This window comes from Achromobacter sp. KK8, from assembly GCF_054188005.1.
This window is the reverse complement of record NZ_CM135178.1, coordinates 5,778,212-5,797,366: the sequence shown is the minus strand read 5'-3', so window position 1 is coordinate 5,797,366 and position 19,155 is coordinate 5,778,212. Positions and strand designations below refer to the sequence as shown.

Genomic DNA, 19,155 nt, shown 5'->3' with positions numbered 1-19,155 from the left:
GGTGACGCGCACATGACGATTGCCGGGCGATGCGGCCTCGATCGTCACGCGGGCGTCACCCGACCGTCACATGCGGCCGCTACCATGCCGCTTCCGCCCTGCGTCCGGCCGTCGCCGGCACGCAGTCGCCACGCCATCTTAGAGACATCGGGGTGTTATGACAGTCACGCAGGCGCCTGGGGCCGCTTGGGCGTTCGCATGGTGGTTCGCGCTCGGCCTGTCGATGCTGCCGCCGGCTGCGCTGGCCCAGCAACGGGCCGCCGAAACCGCGTTGATCCCGTTCGACATCGCCGCGCAGCCGCTGGATGCGGCGCTGGCCGCGTATACCCAGGCCACCGGCATGGCGGTGCTGGTCACCAGCCGCGTGACGGCGGGCCGACAAGGCGCCGCGGTGCGCGGCCGCCTGGCGCCGCGCGAGGCGCTGCGCCAGTTGCTGGCCGGCACCGGCCTGCAGGCGCGCTACACCAGCGCGTCGGCGTTCACGCTGGTGGAGGCCGCGGCTCCCGCGGCGGCGCGCGCGCCGGCCGCCGGCGCGCCAGCGGGCGCCGTGACGCGTTACGCCGGCGTGCTGCAGAACACCGTGACGCGCGCGCTGTGCCAATGGACCGGCGCGCAGTTCGGCCGCTACCGCGCCTCGCTGCAATTGTGGATCGGGCGCAATGGCGTGGTGCGCCAGGCCCGCGTGCTGGCGGGCACCGGCGACGCGCGCCGCGACGAGGCGCTGGCCGGGGTGCTGGCGGGATTGATCATGGACACGCCGCCGCCGGCCGACCTGCCGCAGCCGGTGACCATCGTGCTGGCGCCGCGCCCGGATCCGCGGGCCGATTGCCGCCTGGCCGGCGCGGCGGGTTGACGCGCATGGCCATGACCGGCGACGCCCTGCGCAACCTGTTCCTGTCCAAGTACCAGGAATTCCGCAAGCGCCTGCGCATCCGGCTGGGGTCGGAAGACCTGGCCAACGACGCCATGCAGGAAGCGTGGCTGCGGGTCGACAGCCTGGCCGAGACCGCGCCGGTGGAGTATCCAGCCGCCTATCTCTTCAAGATCGCCTCGAACATCGCCGAGGACCAGCGCCGCGCCAATGCGCGCATCCTGTCGATGGCCGAGATCGAGGAGCTGTACGACATGGCCGACGAGGCGGCCGGCCCGGCGCAGGTGGCGGAGGGCCGCCAGCAGGTCGAGGCGCTGGAAGCGGCGCTGGCCGAACTGCCGCGCCGGCGCCAGGCGATCGTGATCGCGGCGCGGGTGGACGACGTGCCGCACCGCGAGATCGCCGAACGTTTCGGCATCTCGGTGCGGACCGTGGAAAAGGAATTGCGCGCGGGGCTGGAGCACTGTTGCGAGAAATTGGAAAAAAAGTATGTCCAGCGCTACGGTCCCCAGGCCCGGGAAACGTCTTAGCTATATGACACCCCTGTTCAGACGCTCCCGCCCCGGTGGCGACCCCGCGGCCGCGCTCAAGCGCGAGGCCCAGGCCTGGGTCGTGCGCCTGGCTTCGGGCCAGGCCAGCGTGGCCGATGGCGAGGCCTTTCGCCGCTGGTGCGGACAGAGCGCCGAGCACGCCCGCATCTTCAAGGAAACGCGCAGCGCCTGGCAGCAATTGGCGCCGGCCGCGCGCCAGGTCCAGGCGGCGCAGGCGCGCCGCGGCCGCAGCGCGCGGCCGGCGCGGCGCGCCTTCCTGGGCGGCGCGGTGGCGGCCTGCGGCGCGTGGCTGGCGTTCAAGCCGCCGCTGGGCCTGTGGCCAGCCGTCGACGAACTGACCGCCGACGTGCGCAGCGGCACCGGCGAGCAGCGCCGGGTGGCGCTGGCGGGCGATGCCAGCGTGCAGTTGAACACGCAGACCCGCATCAACCTGTCGCGCAGCGGCCAGGCGCAGCAGATCGACCTGCTGGCCGGCGAGGTCGAGCTGGCGACGGCCGGCCAGCCCGTCAGCCTGACGGCGGGCGCCGGCCGGATCAACGCCACGTCGGGTTGCGTCAACGTGCGCTACACCGACGGCCAGGTCCGCGTGACCTGCCTGGAGGGCAGCGCCCGCGTCACATCGCGGCAGGACTCGCTGGAACTGACCGCCGCGCAGCAGGTGGTGCTGGGCGCGGCCGGCGCCAGCGGACCGCGGCGGGTGGACCTGGACGCGGTCACCGCCTGGCGCCGCGGGGTGCTGGAGTTCAACGGCGTGCCGCTGGCGCAGGTGGTCGACGAGATCAACCGCTATCGCCCCGGCCGCATCGTGCTGGTGGGCGACCGCCTGGCGGGCAGCCTGGTGCAGGCGCGCTTTTCGCTGGACCAGCTGGCCGATGCCGCGCTGCTGATCCGCGACGTGTACGGCGCCCAGGTCACGTCGCTGCCCGGCGGCATCGTGCTGCTGAGCTGAGTCCGCCGCAGGTCGCGGCCGCCGCGTCCAAAACCTGAAATATGAATTTTTTGTGAAAAAGCGCAGTCGATGACGCTTCAGACGGTCTAGGCACCCATGCGCAGAATCGCCCGGTCCGTGCCGCCGTTTTTTCCCGGCGAACCGGCCCCGGCGCTGCAGATGCCAGATCCGATTCCAGGAAGGAAAAGCCGTCATGCCCAGCCGTAATCACGCTCTTGTTTCCCGCAGTTCCCCGCGGCGTTCGCGCCGTCCCGCCTGGCGCCTGAGGCCGGTGACGCAGGCGTTGGCGGTGCTGCTGGTGGCGGGCGGCTGGAGCGGCGCGGCGCAGGCGCAGGCGCGCGCCTTCAGCCCGGGCTGGTTCGCGGACAAGGGCGCGGTGCAGTCGACCGCGCAGCGTACCGGCCGCATGCCCGACGGCAGCCTGGCCGGCATCGGCAACAGCGCCCGCCAGCAGGCGCAGTCGCGCCAGCAGTTGCAGCGCTCGCTGGACAACCTGAATCGCACCGCCGCTGCGGTGGCCGCGCAGCAGGCGGCGCAGGCGGCGGCGCGCGCGGCCGCGGCGGCCAACGGCGCCGCCGTGCCGGACGGACTGGCGCAGGGCGGGCTGTGGATCGCCGAGGGCGCGCAGGCCAAATGGGAAGGCGCCAACAAGCCGCGCACCGGCACCGAGGGCGGGCGCCAGCTGGTGACCATCGAGCAAACGCAGTCGCGGGCCATCCTGAATTGGGACACGTTCAACGTGGGCCGCAACACCACGCTACGGTTCCAACAAAAGGCCGACGACGCGGTGCTGAACCGGGTGGTGGGCGCGTCGGCGCGGCCCAGCCAGATCCAGGGCGCGATCCAGGCCGACGGCACGGTGCTGGTGGTGAACCAGAACGGCGTGATCTTCAGCGGCACCAGCCAGGTCAATGCGCGCAACCTGGTGGTGGCCGCCGCCACCATGAGCGACGCGCAGTTCCGCGAGCGCGGCATCTACGCCGACGCCGACGGGAAGATCGCCACTTTCCAGGACGCGCTCGGCAAGATCGAGGTGCAGCCCGGCGCGCGCCTGGCCACCGCCGCGCCCGGCAGCGCCACGCGGGGCGGCGGCTACGTGCTGCTGGCGGGCAAGGAAGTGCTCAATGCCGGCGAGATCAGCACGCCGCAGGGCCAGGCGCTGCTGGCTGCCGGCGACAATTTCATCATCCGCCGCGGCCAGGGATCGGACAGCAACATCGCGTCCACCACCCGCGGCAACGAGGTGCAGGTGGCCGGCGCCGGGCTGGCGCGCAACACCGGCCTGATCCAGGCGCCGCAAGGCGACGTCACCCTTACCGCCCAGCGCGTTGAGCAGGCCGGCGTGGTGGTGTCGACCACTTCGGTCGACGCGCGCGGCACCATCCATCTGGACGCGCGCGGCAATGGCGCCGCCGTGACGCTGGCCGAGAGCGCCGTCAGCGCCATCCTGGTGGACGCCGGCCTGGCGACGGCGCTGGACGGCCAGCGCGGCAGCCTGCTGCAACCGGCCGTGAGCGGCAATACCGCGCTGGTTCCCGGCGACGAATTCCGCCGCGACCTGTCGCTGCTGCGCATCAGCAGCCAGGGCACGGTGGATTTCCAGGGCGGCTCGCTGTCGCTGGCCACCGGCGGCCAGGTGGCGGTCAAGGCCGATGGCCGCGCGCTGGTGCGCGACGGCGCGCGCATCGACGTGAGCGGCGCGGTCGGCGTGAGCGTGTCGATGGAGTCCAACAACCTCAAGATCAACCTGCAGGGCAACGAACAGCGCGACGCTCCGGTCAACCGCGATAGCAAGCTGCTGAACAACAGCGAGGTGTGGCTCGACCGGCGCGACCTGGTGCGCCTGGCGGCGGGCAGCGGCGGCAACGACACCGACCGCTGGTACACGGCCGGCGGGTTGCTGGAAGTGGGCGGCTACCTGGGCACGCTGGGCGTGCCGGTGAGCCACTGGCTGGCGCAGGGCGGGGTGGTGCGCTTCGATGGCGCCGAGGTGGTCACGCAGGCCGGCTCGGCCATCAACCTGTCGGGCGGCACGCTCGACGTGCAGAGCGGCGAGATTCGCCAGAGCTGGCTGCGCGGCGAGGACGGCCGCCTGTACCTGGCCGACCGCGCGCCCGGCGATCTGCTCTACAGCGGCCTGTATCGGGGCTTCGAGGCCGTGTCGCGACGCTGGGGCGAGAACGCCACGCGGCGCTTCTACAACCCGCTGATCGCGCCGCCGACGCGCTACGAGTCGGGCTACACCGTGGGCCGCGACGCCGGCACGCTGGTGGTCTCGACCCGCAACGCGGTGCTGGACGGCGATCTGATCAGCGACACCTACCAGGGCGACCGCCAGACGCGCGCGCCGGTGGCCGGCCAGGACGGCTACAGCCAGTCGCACCGCAACGCGGCGCGCGCTGCGCAGTTCGTGGTGGGCAGCTACAAGCCGTACTACGACACCGCCGGCAATTTCCTGCGCTACCAGCTGGGCGCCACCGGCACGGCCGCCGAGGTGGCGGTGGGCAAGGACCTGGCGGGCCGTTCCGCCGGCCTGGACCTGGCCGCTGCGCTGCCCGTCGACCTGACGGGCAAGCTGTTCCTGGACGCCGACCGCCTGAACGGCTTCGGCCTGGGCGCCATCCGCATCGCCGCCAGCCGCGGCATCAGCGTCGACGCCGCCTTGCGCAGCGCCGATGGCGGCGAGATCACCCTGTACGCGCCCACCGTCGACATCAACGCCGACCTGGTCAGCCGCGGCGGCCTGATCCAGGCCGGCAACCTGCTGCGCCAGCCTGGCCAGACCGGTCGCGTCGAGGACGTCGCGCTGGCACCGGCGGCCGGCGCCAAGGCCGCGCTGCGCGTGGCGGGCGGGGTCGTGCTCGATACGCGCGGCGTGTGGAGCAACCTCAAGCAGGACCCGGCCGCGCAACGCGGCCTGGCCGTCATCGATGGCGGCCGCGTGTCGCTGCGCGGCACCGGCGACGTGGCGCTGGCGGCGGGCAGCCTCATCGATGTGTCGTCGGGCGCGGCGCTGCTGACCAGCGGCGCGGTGCAGGGCGGACGCGGCGGCAGTGTGACGCTGGAAGCCAACGCCGTCAGCACGCAGGCCGAGTCGGGCGGCAAGGTGTCGCTGGCCGGCGCGGTGCGCGGCTACGGCGTGAGCGGCGGCGGGGCCTTCAGCCTCGCCAGCGGCGGCACCGTCGTGCTGGGCGGCCCGGCCGACGGCCTGGCGGCCGACGCCGTGCGGCTGGATCCGTCCTTGTTCCAGGCCGGCTTCGCCAGCTATGACATCAACGGCCATGGCGGCCTGCGGGTCGCCGAGGGCGCCGACATCGCCGTCGCCATGCCGGCATGGCGCATGCGGCGCGAAGCCGGCGCGCTGCCGGTATCGGGCGCCGAACCGGCCCAGGCCCTGGCGCTGTGGACGCCGCCGCTCTACACGGAAGATCCCAAGCGCGCCAGGCTGAGCCAGCGTGGCGGCGCCAGCCTGACGCTGCGCTCGGATCGCGCCGCCCTGGGCGGCGTGCTCGAGGTGGGCGAGGGCGCGCGGGTCGCGGTGGATCCGGGCCAGTCGATCCGCCTGGTCGGGGGCGACCAGATCACGGTGCTGGGCCCGCTGGTGGCGCCCGGGGGCCTGATCTCGATCCTGGACACGCGCGTGAATTCGCAGCAGAACTACACCCCCAAGGCCAACGGCCGCTCGGTGTGGATCGGCGGGCGCGCGGTGCTGGACGTGGCCGGCGACAGCCACGTCGCGCTGGCCACCGACGGCCGCCGCTATGGCGTGGCGCGCGACGGCGGCAAGATCGAGATCGGCGGCATGCTGGACTGGGAAGCCGATGCCTACGCTCCGCGCCGGCCGATGGATCGGCACCTGATCCTGCGTCCCGGCTCGCTGCTGGACGCATCCGGATCACAGGCGCTGGTGGACCTGCCCGGCCGCGGCGCCACGCTGCTGGCCTACAACGGCGGCAGCATCGTGCTGGCGTCGGCCAACAGCCTGTACCTGGACGGCGACCTGCGCGCCGCCGCGGGGGGAGCGGGCGCGGTGGGTGGCACCCTGGGCGTGGCGCTGGCGCCCGCCTTCTACCTGAGAAGCCTGGCCGAGGCCGCGGTGCTGACGCCGCGCGTGCTGACGCTGTCGCAGCAGCGGGGCGCCCCGCTGCTGCCCGCCGACCTGCGTCCGGGCGAGCTTGCCGCGGACCTGCGCTATGGCGCCGGCGGCCTGGGCGTGGATCAGGTCCAGGCCGGCGGTTTCGGCAACCTGGCGTTGTTCGCGTCGGTAAGGGCCGAGAAGGGCCTGTCGCTGGCCATGCCCCAGAGCCTGCGCCTGTCGGGCCCGTTGATGCTGAGCGAGAACGCGCCCGCGGACAGCCTGGTGCACCTGGCGGCGCCCTATGTGTTCCTGAATCACGCGGCCTATGAGCCGCCGTTGGGGTCCGACAGCGTGGTGCAGGTCGGCATGGTGGCGCCGGATTGGCTCAAGCGCGGGCATCGCCTGGTGCTGGACGCCGGCATGATGGATCTGCGCGGCATGCGCGACTTGCGCAGCTTCGATGATGTCCAGATCAACCTGGCCGGCGACCTGCGCCTGGCGAGGGTGTCGGTGGGCCAGGACTTCAATGGCAATACGCTGCTTGGCGCGCCGAACCGCCTGACCATCACCGCGGCCCAGATCTATCCCACCACCGGCGGCGGCGGCGGGATCGCCGCGGGCGAATACTACGGGCAGGGGGGCGGCAATGTACTGAGAAATCCGGATGCGGTGCTGACGATCCGGCGCGCCACGGATGAATTGCCCGATATGCCGTATTCCGCCTTCGGTTCGGTGACGCTGTCGGGGCCCAATATCGTCCAGGGCGGCGTGGTGCGCGCGCCGCTTGGCTCGATTTTCTTCATGGGGCCTGAAGACGCGCCGTCCAGCGTGCGTTTCCTGGCCGGCAGCGTAACGTCGATCAGCGGCCAGGGGCTGGTAATGCCCTATGGAGGGACAACCGACGGGATCAAGTACCTGTACGGCGGGCAGGAGATCCGCACCACGGGCGTGGGGGGCAATGATCTGAACGGCGCGCCGCCCCGCATGATCCAGATCAACATGAAATCCATCGTGGCCGACGCCGGCTCGCTGCTGGACCTGTCAGGCGGCGGCGAACTGACCGGCGCCGCGTTCGTGCGCGGACGCGGCGGTTCCGTGGACGTGCTCAAGTACGCCATGGCCGACGCCAATCCCGGCTTCGGTTTCAGCAAGTCCGGCAATGCCGTCTATGCCATCGTGCCCGGCTTCGGCGGCGACTATGCGCCGGCCACGAAAGACGCCGCCATGCCTGCGTACGGCCAGCGCGTCACCATCGGCGCCGGCGTGCCGGGTTTGCCGCCCGGCACCTACACGCTGTTGCCCGCCAATTTCGCCATGCTGCCGGGCGCGTTCCGCGTCGAGGCTGGCGCGCCGGGCGTGTTCGACGCGGCGCAGGCCGCGCCGACCCGCGGCGGCTCCTGGGTGACCACGGGCCGGATGACGGCGCCGGGCGTCAACCCGGGCGCGGTGGCCGCCAGTCAGCTGCTGGTGACGCCGGGCGACGTGGTGCGCCGCCATGCGCAATACAACGAAACCTCGTACAGCGCCTTCCTGGTGGCGAACGCGGCGCGCACCGGCACGCCGTTGCCGATGCAGCTGGCCGACGCGGGCATGCTGCGCCTGAAACTGACGCCGGGCGCGGGCCGCGAAGGCACGCCGGCCCTGTCGTTCGGCGGGGTGGCGCGCTTCTCCGCGGCGCCGGGCAGCACCGGCGCGGGCGGCACCCTGGCCGTGGACGTGCGCGGCGGCGGCCTGGAAATCCTGGGTCCGGGGCAGGCGTCGGCCCTGGCCGGCCCTGGCGTGGCCGTTTCCGCGGACGCGCTCAACGCCCTGCGTCCGGCGCGCATGGTGCTGGGCGGCGTGATAGGCGCCTCCACCCAGGCCGATGCGCTCGGCGCGATCAGCCTGGGCGGCGACGCCCAGCGCGTGCTGGTGCGCGGCGGCGCCAGCCTGTACGCGCCGGAGATCGTGCTGTTCTCACCCCACAACGGCAATATCACCATCGAGCAGGGGGCCGTCCTGTCCACCGTCGGGCTGGGGCCGGCGCCGCAGGACGCGCGTGGCGGCTATTACTATTCGGTCCAGTCCAACGGCGCGCTGGTCCTGTCCAATGGGCTGGTCAACCTGCGACCGCCGACGCAGGACGGCCGTGTGGCCATCGACATCGGCGCCTGCGCGGGTGTCTGCTCGGGAACCACGCGCCTGGTGTCCGAAGGCACCATCGGCGCCGCCACCAACGGCGCCTTCACGCTGCGCGACAATGTCGAGTACGGCACGCGCAACCTGATGCTGAGCGTGTCCGGCCTGAATCTGGGCTCGCCGCAGGCGCTGGCCCAGGCCGCGGCGGCAGGACAATTGCCGCCCGGACTGGCGCTGGACCAGGATGCCCTGGCGCGGCTGCTGCGCGGCAATACGGCGTTGGGCGCGCCCGCGCTGGAAAGCCTGATCTTCAATGCCGCCGAATCCATCAACGTGTATGGCGCGGTGACGCTGGACACTCGCGCCGCGGCCGGCCCCTCGGCCTTGCGGCGGCTGGTGCTGGGCGCGCCGGCGGTGTATGGCTATGGCGCGGCGGGCGACACGGCGCGCATCAGTGCGTCGGAATTCGTCTGGGCCGGCTCGGTCAGGGCCGCGGTGGCCGGCAACGTGCCGTTGGGCTACGACCAGCCCGCGGCGCCGGGCGGCGCGGTGCTCGATCGCCTGGGCGACGGCAGCCTGACCATCGCGGCCGATGTCATCCGCTTCGACTACTCGCCCTACACGGTGCCGGCCTCGCTGGTGCCGGCCAACCGGCTGGCGCTGGGCTTTGCCGCGGTCAACCTGGAGGCGGCCCAGATGATCACGGGCGTGTCGACCGGCAGCCTGCACGTCTATCACAAGCAGAACGGCTATGTGGCGGAAGAAGGCTGGCGCTACCAGGGCGGCGATCTGACGCTGCGCACGCCGCTGTTGACGGGCGAGGCGGGCGCGACGCTGGCGTTGCGCGCCGGCGGCGCGCTGGCGCTGACGGGCACCGGCGCCGTGGCGCCCGCCCGCGACGTGCTGGGCGCCACGCTCGATCTGAAGGCGCAGCGCGTCACGCTGGATTCGACCGTGGCGCTGCCGTCGGGCAAGCTGGCCGTCAAGGCCGATGGCGACATCACGTTGGGCGCGGGGGCGCGCATCGACCTGGCGGGACGCGCCTTCACGGCGTTCGATGCCACCCGCTACAGCTGGGGCGGCGACCTTGAGCTCAATAGCGTGACGGGCAATATCGCGCAGGCGGCCGGGTCGGTCATCGACCTGTCGGCGCGCAACCAGCGCGGCGGCCGCATGCAGGCCTTGGCGCTGGGCGCGGCCGGCGGCCGCGTGGCGCTGGACGGCGTCATTCTGGGCGGGGCCAGCGGCGAGCACGATGCCGGCGGCACGCGCGTGCCCTATGACGGCGCCGAGATCACCCTGCGCGCGCAGACGCTGGCGGATTTCGCCGGCCTGAACCAACGGCTGAACCAGGGCGGCGTCACCGGCGCCCGCCGCTTCCAGCTCAAGCAGGGCGATCTGGTGGTGGGCGACGAGGTGCGCGCGCGCGTGGTCGAGATCAGCGTCGACGGCGGCAGCCTGACGGTCAATGGCCGCATCGACGCCAGCGGCCGCCAGGTCGGCAGCATCCGCCTGGCGGCGCGCGACGACCTGCGCATCAACGGCCTGCTGGACACGCATGGCACGCGCCTGCGCCTGGACAGCTATGGCAAGGTCATCGACGCCGCCAACCGCGCCATCATCGAACTGACCTCGCGCGACGGCACGTTGGCGCTGGACGCCGGCGCGCGCTTCGATCTGCGCGCCGGCACCGACGACGCCAGCCGCCTGGGCGGCCGCCAACTCGGCACGCTCGACCTGAACGCCCGCCGCCTGGGCGGCGGCGCGGAACGCGGCGCCATTGCCGGGTCGGGCGACGGCGCCAACGACGTGGCCATCCGCATCACGGGAACGCCGCAGATCCTGGGCGCCAAGACCGTGGCCGTGAATGCCTTCCGCCGCTACGACGACGCGCCGCTGGCGCCCAAGCCGGACGTCAGCGGCAAGACGCCGCAGCTGATCACGCAGGCCTACCTGGACGGCATCGACGGCGAAAGCGTGGCCTACATGAACGCCGCGCTCGGCAACGGCGCGCTGGCCGCCCGCCTGGCGGCCCTGGGGCCGTACCACCTGCGTCCCGGCGTCGAGATCGTCAGCGCCACGCCCGATGGCAACCTGACGGTGTCGGGCGACATCGACCTGTCGAACTACCGCTACGGCCCCAACGCCAACCGCGCGGTGGCCGCGCTGCGCGGCTACGGCGAGCCCGGCAAGCTGGTGCTGCGCGCCGGCGGCGACCTGGCCATCCACGGCAGCATCAACGACGGCTTCGCGCCGCCGCCCGAGACCCTCGACGACAGTGGCTGGAAGCTGGTCGAAGGGCGGTTCCTGGACAATGGCCAGACGCCGTTCGGGGAAGACCTGGTGGTGCCCATCGATGGCGTCCAGCTGGAAACGGGCACCATCTTCCCGGCCGGCCGCGCGCTGAACTACGACCTGCCGGCGCAGGCGGCCACGCTGCCGGCCGGCACCGTGCTGCCGATGGCGGCGACGCTGAACGGTCCGCTGGCGCTACCCGCCGGCCTGGTGCTGACCGGCGACCTGACGCTGGCCGACGGCCGCGTGCTGCGCGCCGGCTCGGTGCTGCAGGAGGCGCTGACGCTGGGCGCGGGCGCCCGCCTGGGCGTGGGCTTCACGCTGCGCAACGAGGCGGCGCTGCAGGCCTTCACCTGGCCCAAGGGCGTGCCGCTGCCGGCCGCGCTGAAGGCCAGCGCGCGCCTGGACCTGGCGCGCGGCTCGCTGATCCCGTCGCAGACCTTCATCGAACTGCCCGGCGACCAGCCCATCAACCTGCGTCCGGTCGGCCCGGACGGCAGGCAGGGCCGCAACTGGGCGCTGGCGCCGATGCTGGGCGAAGGCGCCAGCGCCTGGAGCCTGATGGCGGTGGCGGGCGCGGACCTGACCGCGGCCGACATGGCGGCGCGGCGCGCCGACGGGCAGGGCGACATCATCCTGGCCGACACGCACTACGGCCGGCTGGGCTTTGGCACCAAGACCATCACCAGCGTCTTCATCGGCGACCGTGTGCTGACGCAGCTCGCCATCACGGACCTTGGCTTGGACCCGTCGTTGCTCGGGACCTCGCCAAAGGCCATCGCCGAAAGCTTCTTCATGACCGAGGATGAGTTCTGCGCTGGCACGGGCTACTGCGAAACGGCCTCGCGCACGCTGACGCTGGCCGGGGCGATCATGTATTTCGGCGACCCTGCCTACGTCGGCTACTCCGTCAGGAAACTGGCGGAAGAGTGGTTCATCGATGAGAACGAGGTGTGCTTCGACGCCAGTTATTGCGAAGGCGGCGGCCGCATGGAGACCACCGTGAAGCGCGACTACCGCTACGCGGACCGCGCGCCGCTGTTCAGCGTGCTGCGCACCGGCACCGGCGACCTGTCGCTGCTGGCCGGGCGCGACGTCGGCATGGCCTCGGTCTACGGCGTGTACACGGCCGGCGCGCCCTCGTCGCTGGGGGCACCGCTGGACGCGCGCTTCAACCTGCCGCGCGGCACCACCGACGATGACGCCGTGCTGGGCACCATCCAGCACGATGGCAAGTACGACGCGGCGCTGGCCGCCTATCGCGCCTGGTACCCGGACCAGGGCGGCAACCTGACCGTGGCGGCGGGGCGTGACATCTACGGCGATGCATGGAGCGCGAATTCCATGAACGCCCAGCGCTATGGCACCCAGGATGTCGAATACACCAAATACCCCAGCGCCGCGCTTAGCAATTGGTTGTGGCGCCAGGGCAGCGTGGGCATGCCGGGCGTGAACGACATCGCGTCGAGCTGGTGGATCAACTTCGGCACGTACGCGGCCAATGCCTCGACCAACAGCCAGCAGCCGCGGGTCGTGGGCTTCACCGGCTTCGGCACTCTGGGCGGCGGCAATCTCAGCCTCAGCGCCGGACGCGATGCCGGCGTGCGCGATGCGCGCGGCGACGCGCTGCTCAACAACAATCTGGCATCCGGCCGTTCGCAGGCCCTGGTGGCCGTGGTGGCCGGCACCGGCCGGGTGGTCGACGGCGACCTGGTGTTGACCGGCGGCGGCGACATGGATCTGCGCATCGGTGGCGCGTACAACCCCAATCTGCGCGCGATGCAGCAGACCGACGGCAGCGCTGGCACCGGCACCGGCTATGCCGGCAACTTCGAGGATGTCGATCTGAACGGGCTGCTGGTCAATCTGCGCGGGCAACTGGCGTTGACGGCGGGCCGCGTCGGCGGCATCTCGCTGTTCTATGGCGACGGCGCTCAACTACGCGCGCCCGATATGTCCGCGGTGGGCGGCGGCAAGCCCATGGGCGGGCCGCGCCTGCTGCTGGGCGATGCGGTGGCCTCGCTGGATACGCGCGGCGACCTGGTGCTGGCCGACGCGCCGGACCCCGGCCGCGTGCGCCAGATCAACACCAGCCCCTACACCCAGGGCAGCCTGTCCAAGGGCGGCGGCGCCGAAAGCTGGTTCACATTGTGGACGCCGGCCACGGCCATCGACCTGTTCTCGGCGGGCGGCAACCTGACGCCGCTGACCACCAACAATACCTTCAAGCCGGGCACCGACCTGCAGATCGATGAAACGACCCGCGTCGGCGCGCAGCGGCAGGTGAGCTACCTCTACCCGTCCAAGCTTGGCGTGACGGCGGCCGGCGGCAATATCATCCTGGCCGCCACCACGCGCGACGCGGAAAGCGTCAATCACGTGCTGTTGCTGGCGCCGTCGTCCAGCGGTGAATTGTCGATGCTGGCCGGGGGGTCGATCTTCGCCGCGGGTGCTCACGCGGTGTCGATCTCCGGCGCGGACACGCCGCTGCCGACGCCGTGGCGCCCCGGTTTCATGGCCATCAATGCGGGCGAGAACAACGACCAGACCATCTTCAATGTCTCGGTCGAGGGCAACAAGGTCTGGCAGAACTCGCCCAAGCCGTTGTTCACGTTCGGTCCCAATACGCCATTGGATGCGTCGCCGCGCCAAGGGGGAACGGCAGTGGCGCGTTTCCATGCCGTGGATGGCGATATCGTCGGCCTGCGCGCCGGCGCCGAGACGCGGATCATGACGGATGCCTTGCAGGGGCGGCCGCGCACCGTGCTGACCTGGTACGAGGCCGCGTTGCCGGTCTCGGTGCGGGCGGGACGCGACATCCTCGGGATGAGCGCGCTGGGCCTGCACAGCAACGCCAACGACCTGTCGCAGGTGAGCGCCGGGCGTGACATCGTGCGGGCCGACCTGACGGTGGCCGGCCCCGGCACGCTGCTGGTGCAGGCAGGCCGCAACATTCGCCAGGACGACGTGGCCAGCATCGTCAGCGCCGGCGCCATCGTGCGCGGCGACGCGCGCCCCGGCGCCAGCGTTGCCGTGCTGGCGGGCGTCGGCCCGCAGGGGCCGGACTACGCCGGCCTGCTGGCGCGCTACCTGGATCCGGCGCGGGCGCTGGCCGCCGGCCAGACGCTGGGAGCCAATCCGGACCGCGTGGTGCAATCCTACGCCGGTGAACTGTCGCTGGCCGGCTGGCTGCGGCAGGTGTATGGCTACCAGGGCGACGAGGCCGGCGCGCCGGCGGAACTGTCGCAGCGCCAGGCGCAGCTGGATGCCGAGGTGGCGGCCGATCCGTCGCGCAAGCGCCGCGACCTGATGCAGGACTATCGCCAGGAAAGCGAGCTGCACCTGGTCAACTGGCTGCGCGCGCACCATGGCTACGACGGCGGCGAAGACGGCGCGCGCGCGGCGCTGGATGCCCTGGCGTCCGAGCAGCAGGGCATCTACGCGCGCCAGCTGTACTTCGCCGAACTGCGCAAGGGCGGCCGCGAGTACAACGAGCAGGGCGGCCCGCGCAGCGGCAGCTACCTGCGCGGCCGCCGCGTCATCGCGGCGCTGTTCCCGCAGACCGACGCCGAAGGCGCGCAGCGCTTGTACCAGGGCGACTTCACCATGTATGGCGGCGCCGGCCTGCGCACGCAGTTCGGCGGCAACATCCAGGTGCTGACCCCGGGCGGACAGCAGGTGCTGGGCATCGAAGGCGCGGCGCCGCCGGCGACTGCGGGCGTGGTGACGCAGGGGCAGGGCGACATCCAGCTGTACGCGCTGGGCAGCGTGCTGCTGGGACAGAGCCGCATCATGACCACCTTCGGCGGCCACATCCAGGCCTGGTCGGCCGAGGGCGACATCAACGCCGGCCGCGGCGCCAAGACCACCGTGCTGTATACGCCGCCCAAGCGCGTCTATGACGCCCTGGGCAACGTCACCCTGGCGCCGACGGCGCCGTCCACGGGCGCCGGCATCGCCACGCTGGCGCCGATCGCCGAGGTGCCGGCGGGCGACGTCGACCTGATCGCGCCGCTGGGCACCATCGACGCGGGCGAGGCCGGCATCCGCGTGTCGGGCAACGTCAACGTGGCGGCGCTGCATGTGGTCAATGCCGCCAACATCCAGGTGCAGGGCGACAGCAAGGGCATCCCGGTGACGGCGGTGGTCAACACCGGCGCGCTGTCGTCGGCCAGCGCGGCGTCCTCGGCCGCGTCCGGCGCGGCGCAGGAATCGGTGCAGCGCGCCCGCCAGCAGGCGCGCCAGAACCAGCCGTCCATCATCAGCGTGCAGGTCCTGGGCAACGGCAACGAACCGCTGACCGGCGTCGGCGCGGCGCCGCAACCGCGCGCGGCCGCGCCGTCCTATCGTCCCGACGGCGTGGTGCAGGTGCAGGGCGTGGACAACGGCGGTTGATGCCGGGGTTGCAACCGGTCGGAAAAAATCCGGCCGGTTGTCATGCCCGCGTCATGAAAGCACGGCGCAAAACGCGTGGCAGGGCCCGGTGAAAACCGGGCCCTGATTCTTTTCTGCGCACTTTTCCGCGGGCCGGCGCTGTTTCATGAAATTTTTCTTACAACGCGCAGTCCGCGCCGTCCGGGAACGTCTAGTAACAAGCAGAAGCTGTAGACGCGGGTATGCGGGCAGAAAGCCGTAACAGGATTGTCGCAAGCGCGCTGCACGGTAGCGGCCGGTGCCAGACCGGCTATCACACAAGGAACTGAGTGCATCGCTATGCATGATTTCGAGAGCAGGGGCGGCGCGCTGCGCGCCATGATGCGCGGCGCGCCGGGAGCGGTGGCGCTGGCGTTGGCCGTGAACGTGGCCTGGGCGCAGCCGGCGCCGGCCGCGCAGGAGGCGCGCCGCGTCAACATCAACGAGTACATCGTGCGCGGCAATACCGTGCTGGAAGCCCGCGACATCGAGAAGGCCGTCTATCCCTACCTGGGGCCCGACCGCACGCTGGCCGACATCGAGGCCGCGCGCGAAGCCTTGCAGGCCGTCTACCAGGAACGGGGCTACCAATCCGTGTACGTCGATCTGCCCGAGCAGCAGGTGGCCGACGGCATCGTGTTCCTGCAGGTGGCCGAAACCAAGGTCGGCCGCGTGCGCGTGGTGGGGGCCAAGCACTATTCGCCGCTGGCCATCCGCGACGAGGTGCCGGCGCTGCGGGAAGGCGAGGTGCCCAACTTCAACCAGGCGCAGGCCGAGCTGACAGACCTGAACAAGGGCGCCAGCCGCCAGGTGGTGCCGCTGGTCAAGGAAGGCCGCATCCCCGGCACCATGGATGTGGACCTCAAGGTCGAGGACAAGAATCCGTGGCACGCCAGCGTGGGCCTGAACAATGACTACAGCGCCGACACCTCGCGCCTGCGCAGCACCGCGTCGCTGGGCTATGACAACCTGTGGCAGCTGGGCCATTCGGTCAGCCTGACCTTCTTCACGGCGCCGCAGGAAACCGACAACGCCAAGGTCTGGTCCGGCTCGTACTCGATGCCGCTGGACAAGCAATGGAGCCTGCAGTTCACCGGCTACAAGAGCGACAGCAACGTTGCCACCATCGGCGGCACCAACGTGCTGGGCAAGGGCTATTCGTTCGGCATGAGCGCCATCTACACCCTGGCGCCGCAGGGCGATTGGTACAACTCGCTGTCGGTCGGCCTGGACTACAAGAAGTTCGACGAGACCACGCGCTTCGGCGGCAACGAAGACCTGATCCCGCTGAAGTACGTGCCGTTCACTTTCTCGTACAACGGCTACCGCTATTCCGAAGCGTCGCAGAGCAGCATCGGCCTGTCGCTCGTGGGCGCCAGCCGCTCGTTCTTCGGCCTGGGCAGCGACTGGAAGGAATTCGACGACAAGCGCTACCGCGCCAGCCCCAGCTTCGCGCTGCTGCGCGGCGACGGCACCCATACCCAGAACCTGTTCGGCGACTGGCAGCTGGGCCTGCGCGCCGGCTTCCAGCTGGCTTCGGGCGCGCTGGTGTCGAACGAGCAGTTCTCCGCCGGCGGCAGCACCAGCGTGCGCGGCTACCTGGCGGCCGAGCGCACCGGCGACGACGGCTTCCTGGGTTCGGTCGAGTGGCGCACGCCGTCGCTGGCGCGCTGGCTCGGCAGCAATGTCAACGAATGGCGCTTCTACGCCTTTGCCGATGCCGCCACGCTGCGCCTGCGCGATCCGCTGCCCGAGCAGGATTCGAGCTACTCGCTGGCCAGCGTGGGCCTGGGCACTCGCCTGCAGGTGCTGGACTGGCTGTCCGGCTCGCTGGACTGGGGTTATCCGCTCAAGGACGGCCCCAACACCAAGAAACACGATCCCCGATTGAACTTCAGCGTCCGCGCCAGCTTCTGAGCGCGCGCGAAACCGTATTTATCCCGGAGTCCTGACCATGCAACGCTTATTGATGCTCCTACTGACCGTGCTGGCCGGCGTGCTGCCGTCCGCCGCCAACGCCTGGTGGCAACCCGACTGGCAGTACCGCAAGCAGATCACCGTCGACAGCACGCCGCAGGGCGCGCCCTTGGGCGGGCCCGCTGGCCGCACGCCGCTGCTGGTGCGCCTGCACACCGGCAATTTCACCTTCGACGGCATCAACGAGAAGGGCGCCGACATCCGTTTCGTGGCCGGCGACGACCAGACCGTGCTGAACCACCAGCTGGAAGCCTTCGATCCGCTGCTGGGCATGGCGCTGGTGTGGGTCGACCTGCCGGACCTGGCCGATGGCCAGCGCCAGGACATCTGGATGTACTACGGCAACCAGAAGGCGCCGGCATCGGCCAACGGCCAGCTGACGTTCGATCCGAACTACACGCTGGTCTACCACTTCGACAATGCCGCCGGCGCCCCGCCGCGCGACACCACCGGCAACAGCAACAATGCCCAGACGCCCATGGCCGCCGCGGTCGACGGCGTGATCGGCCGCGCCGCGCAATTCGCCGGCGGCGCGCCGCTGATGCTGCCCGCCAGCCCCTCGCTGGCCGTGCCCGCCGCGGGCGCCTTCAGCTTCAGCGCCTGGGTGCGCGCCGACCAGCCGGCCGGTGAGCAGCTGGTGTATGCGCGCCGCGACGCCGGCAACGCGCTGCTGATCGGCATCAACCAGGGCGTGCCCTTCGTCGAAGTGAACGGCCAGCGCAGCCAGCCCGGCCAGTCGCTCACGCCGACCGCCTGGCAGCACCTGGCCGTGACGGCCGACGGCAGCCGCGTCACGCTGTACGTGAACGGCCGCGCCACGTCCTCGCTGGCCGCCAGCCTGCCGCCGCTGAACACGCCCGCCGCCTTGGGCGGCGACGTGCCGGCCCCGGCCGTGGCCGCCGCGCCGGCCGCGCCCGCCAGTGGCGAAGCCGGCGCCGCGCCGGCCGAAGCGGCCGCCGCCCCGGCGCCGCATGTGTACGCGCCGTTCGTCGGCGCCATCGACGAAGTGCGCCTGTCGCGCGTGGCCCGTCCGGCCGCGCTGCTGCTGGCCGACGCGACCTCGCAGGGCGCCGAGTCGCGCCTGGTGGCCTACGGCAACGACGAAGAACAGTCGGGCTTCGGTTTCGGCGGCCTGGGCTTCCTGCTCAAGGCCGTGCCGGTCGACGCCTGGGTCATCATCGCCATCCTGGTGCTGATGATGGTGCAGTCGTGGGTCATCATGATCAAGAAGAGCCGCAACGTGGCGCGCGTGGCCAGCGCCAACGAGACCTTCCGCGAGTCCTTCGCCAAGGTCGGCCAGCGCCTGGAACTGCTGGCCGACGACGCCGCCCTGGCCAAGCGCCTGGAGCACGCCTCGCTGTGGCGCCTGTACCGCGTGGCGGTCAATGAAATCCGCACCCGCCGCGAACAGGGCGCCGACACGAGTTCGATCTCGGCCGCCACCATCGAAGCGATCCGCGCCTCGATGGACGCCGTGCGCACCAAGGAAAACCAGGTGCTGGGCGCCAAGCTCGGCTCGCTCTCGAACGCCATTGCCGGCGGCCCGTACATCGGCCTGCTGGGCACGGTGCTGGGGATCATGGTGGTGTTCCTGGGCACCGCCATGGCCGGCGACGTCAACATCAACGCCATCGCCCCGGGCATGGCCGCCGCGCTGCTGGCCACCGCCATGGGCCTGTTCGTCGCCATCCCGGCGCTGTTTGGCTACAACCGCCTGGTCTCGCGCAACAAGGAAGTCAGCGCCGACATGCGCGTGTTCGTTGACGAGTTCGTGACGCGACTGGCCGAAGTGCATGGCGAAAGCCAGGCCCAGGAAGCCGCCCACCAAGGCGGCGCGCGCGCCGCGGCCGCCGCCCGCCCGACCGCGCGCGAGCCGCAGCCGGCCGCCGCCGAAGCATAAGGA

At 71.6% G+C, this 19,155-nt stretch carries 6 protein-coding genes; all 6 read left to right on the top strand.

Annotated elements, in window-relative coordinates; all coding sequences use genetic code 11:
* Window positions 1–157: 157 nt before the first annotated feature.
* The 6 genes from ACVN9Z_RS26620 (at window position 158) to ACVN9Z_RS26595 (ending at window position 19,152) form a co-directional block, all read left to right on the top strand.
* A complete protein-coding gene (locus ACVN9Z_RS26620) occupies window positions 158–853 on the top strand; it encodes an STN domain-containing protein (protein ID WP_054447339.1) in 696 nt (231 codons plus the stop codon).
* An 11-nt stretch (window positions 854–864) separates the two neighbouring features.
* The gene (locus ACVN9Z_RS26615; RefSeq protein ID WP_223203209.1) at window positions 865–1,401 is read left to right on the top strand and encodes an RNA polymerase sigma factor; all 537 of its coding nucleotides are present in this window, start codon (window positions 865–867) and stop codon (window positions 1,399–1,401) included.
* Between the two features lie 4 nt (window positions 1,402–1,405).
* Window positions 1,406–2,371, top strand: a complete 966-nt coding sequence (locus ACVN9Z_RS26610; protein ID WP_107315758.1) for a FecR family protein — start codon at window positions 1,406–1,408, stop codon at window positions 2,369–2,371.
* A gap of 193 nt (window positions 2,372–2,564) precedes the next feature.
* Window positions 2,565–15,257, top strand: coding sequence for a filamentous haemagglutinin family protein (locus ACVN9Z_RS26605; RefSeq protein WP_458212826.1), 12,693 nt, complete (start codon window positions 2,565–2,567; stop codon window positions 15,255–15,257).
* A 318-nt stretch (window positions 15,258–15,575) separates the two neighbouring features.
* A complete protein-coding gene (locus tag ACVN9Z_RS26600; RefSeq protein ID WP_458212825.1) occupies window positions 15,576–17,192 on the top strand; it encodes a ShlB/FhaC/HecB family hemolysin secretion/activation protein in 1,617 nt (538 codons plus the stop codon).
* 37 nt (window positions 17,193–17,229) lie between these two features.
* A complete protein-coding gene (locus ACVN9Z_RS26595) occupies window positions 17,230–19,152 on the top strand; it encodes a DUF2341 domain-containing protein (protein ID WP_458212824.1) in 1,923 nt (640 codons plus the stop codon).
* The last annotated feature ends 3 nt before the right edge of the window (window positions 19,153–19,155 follow it).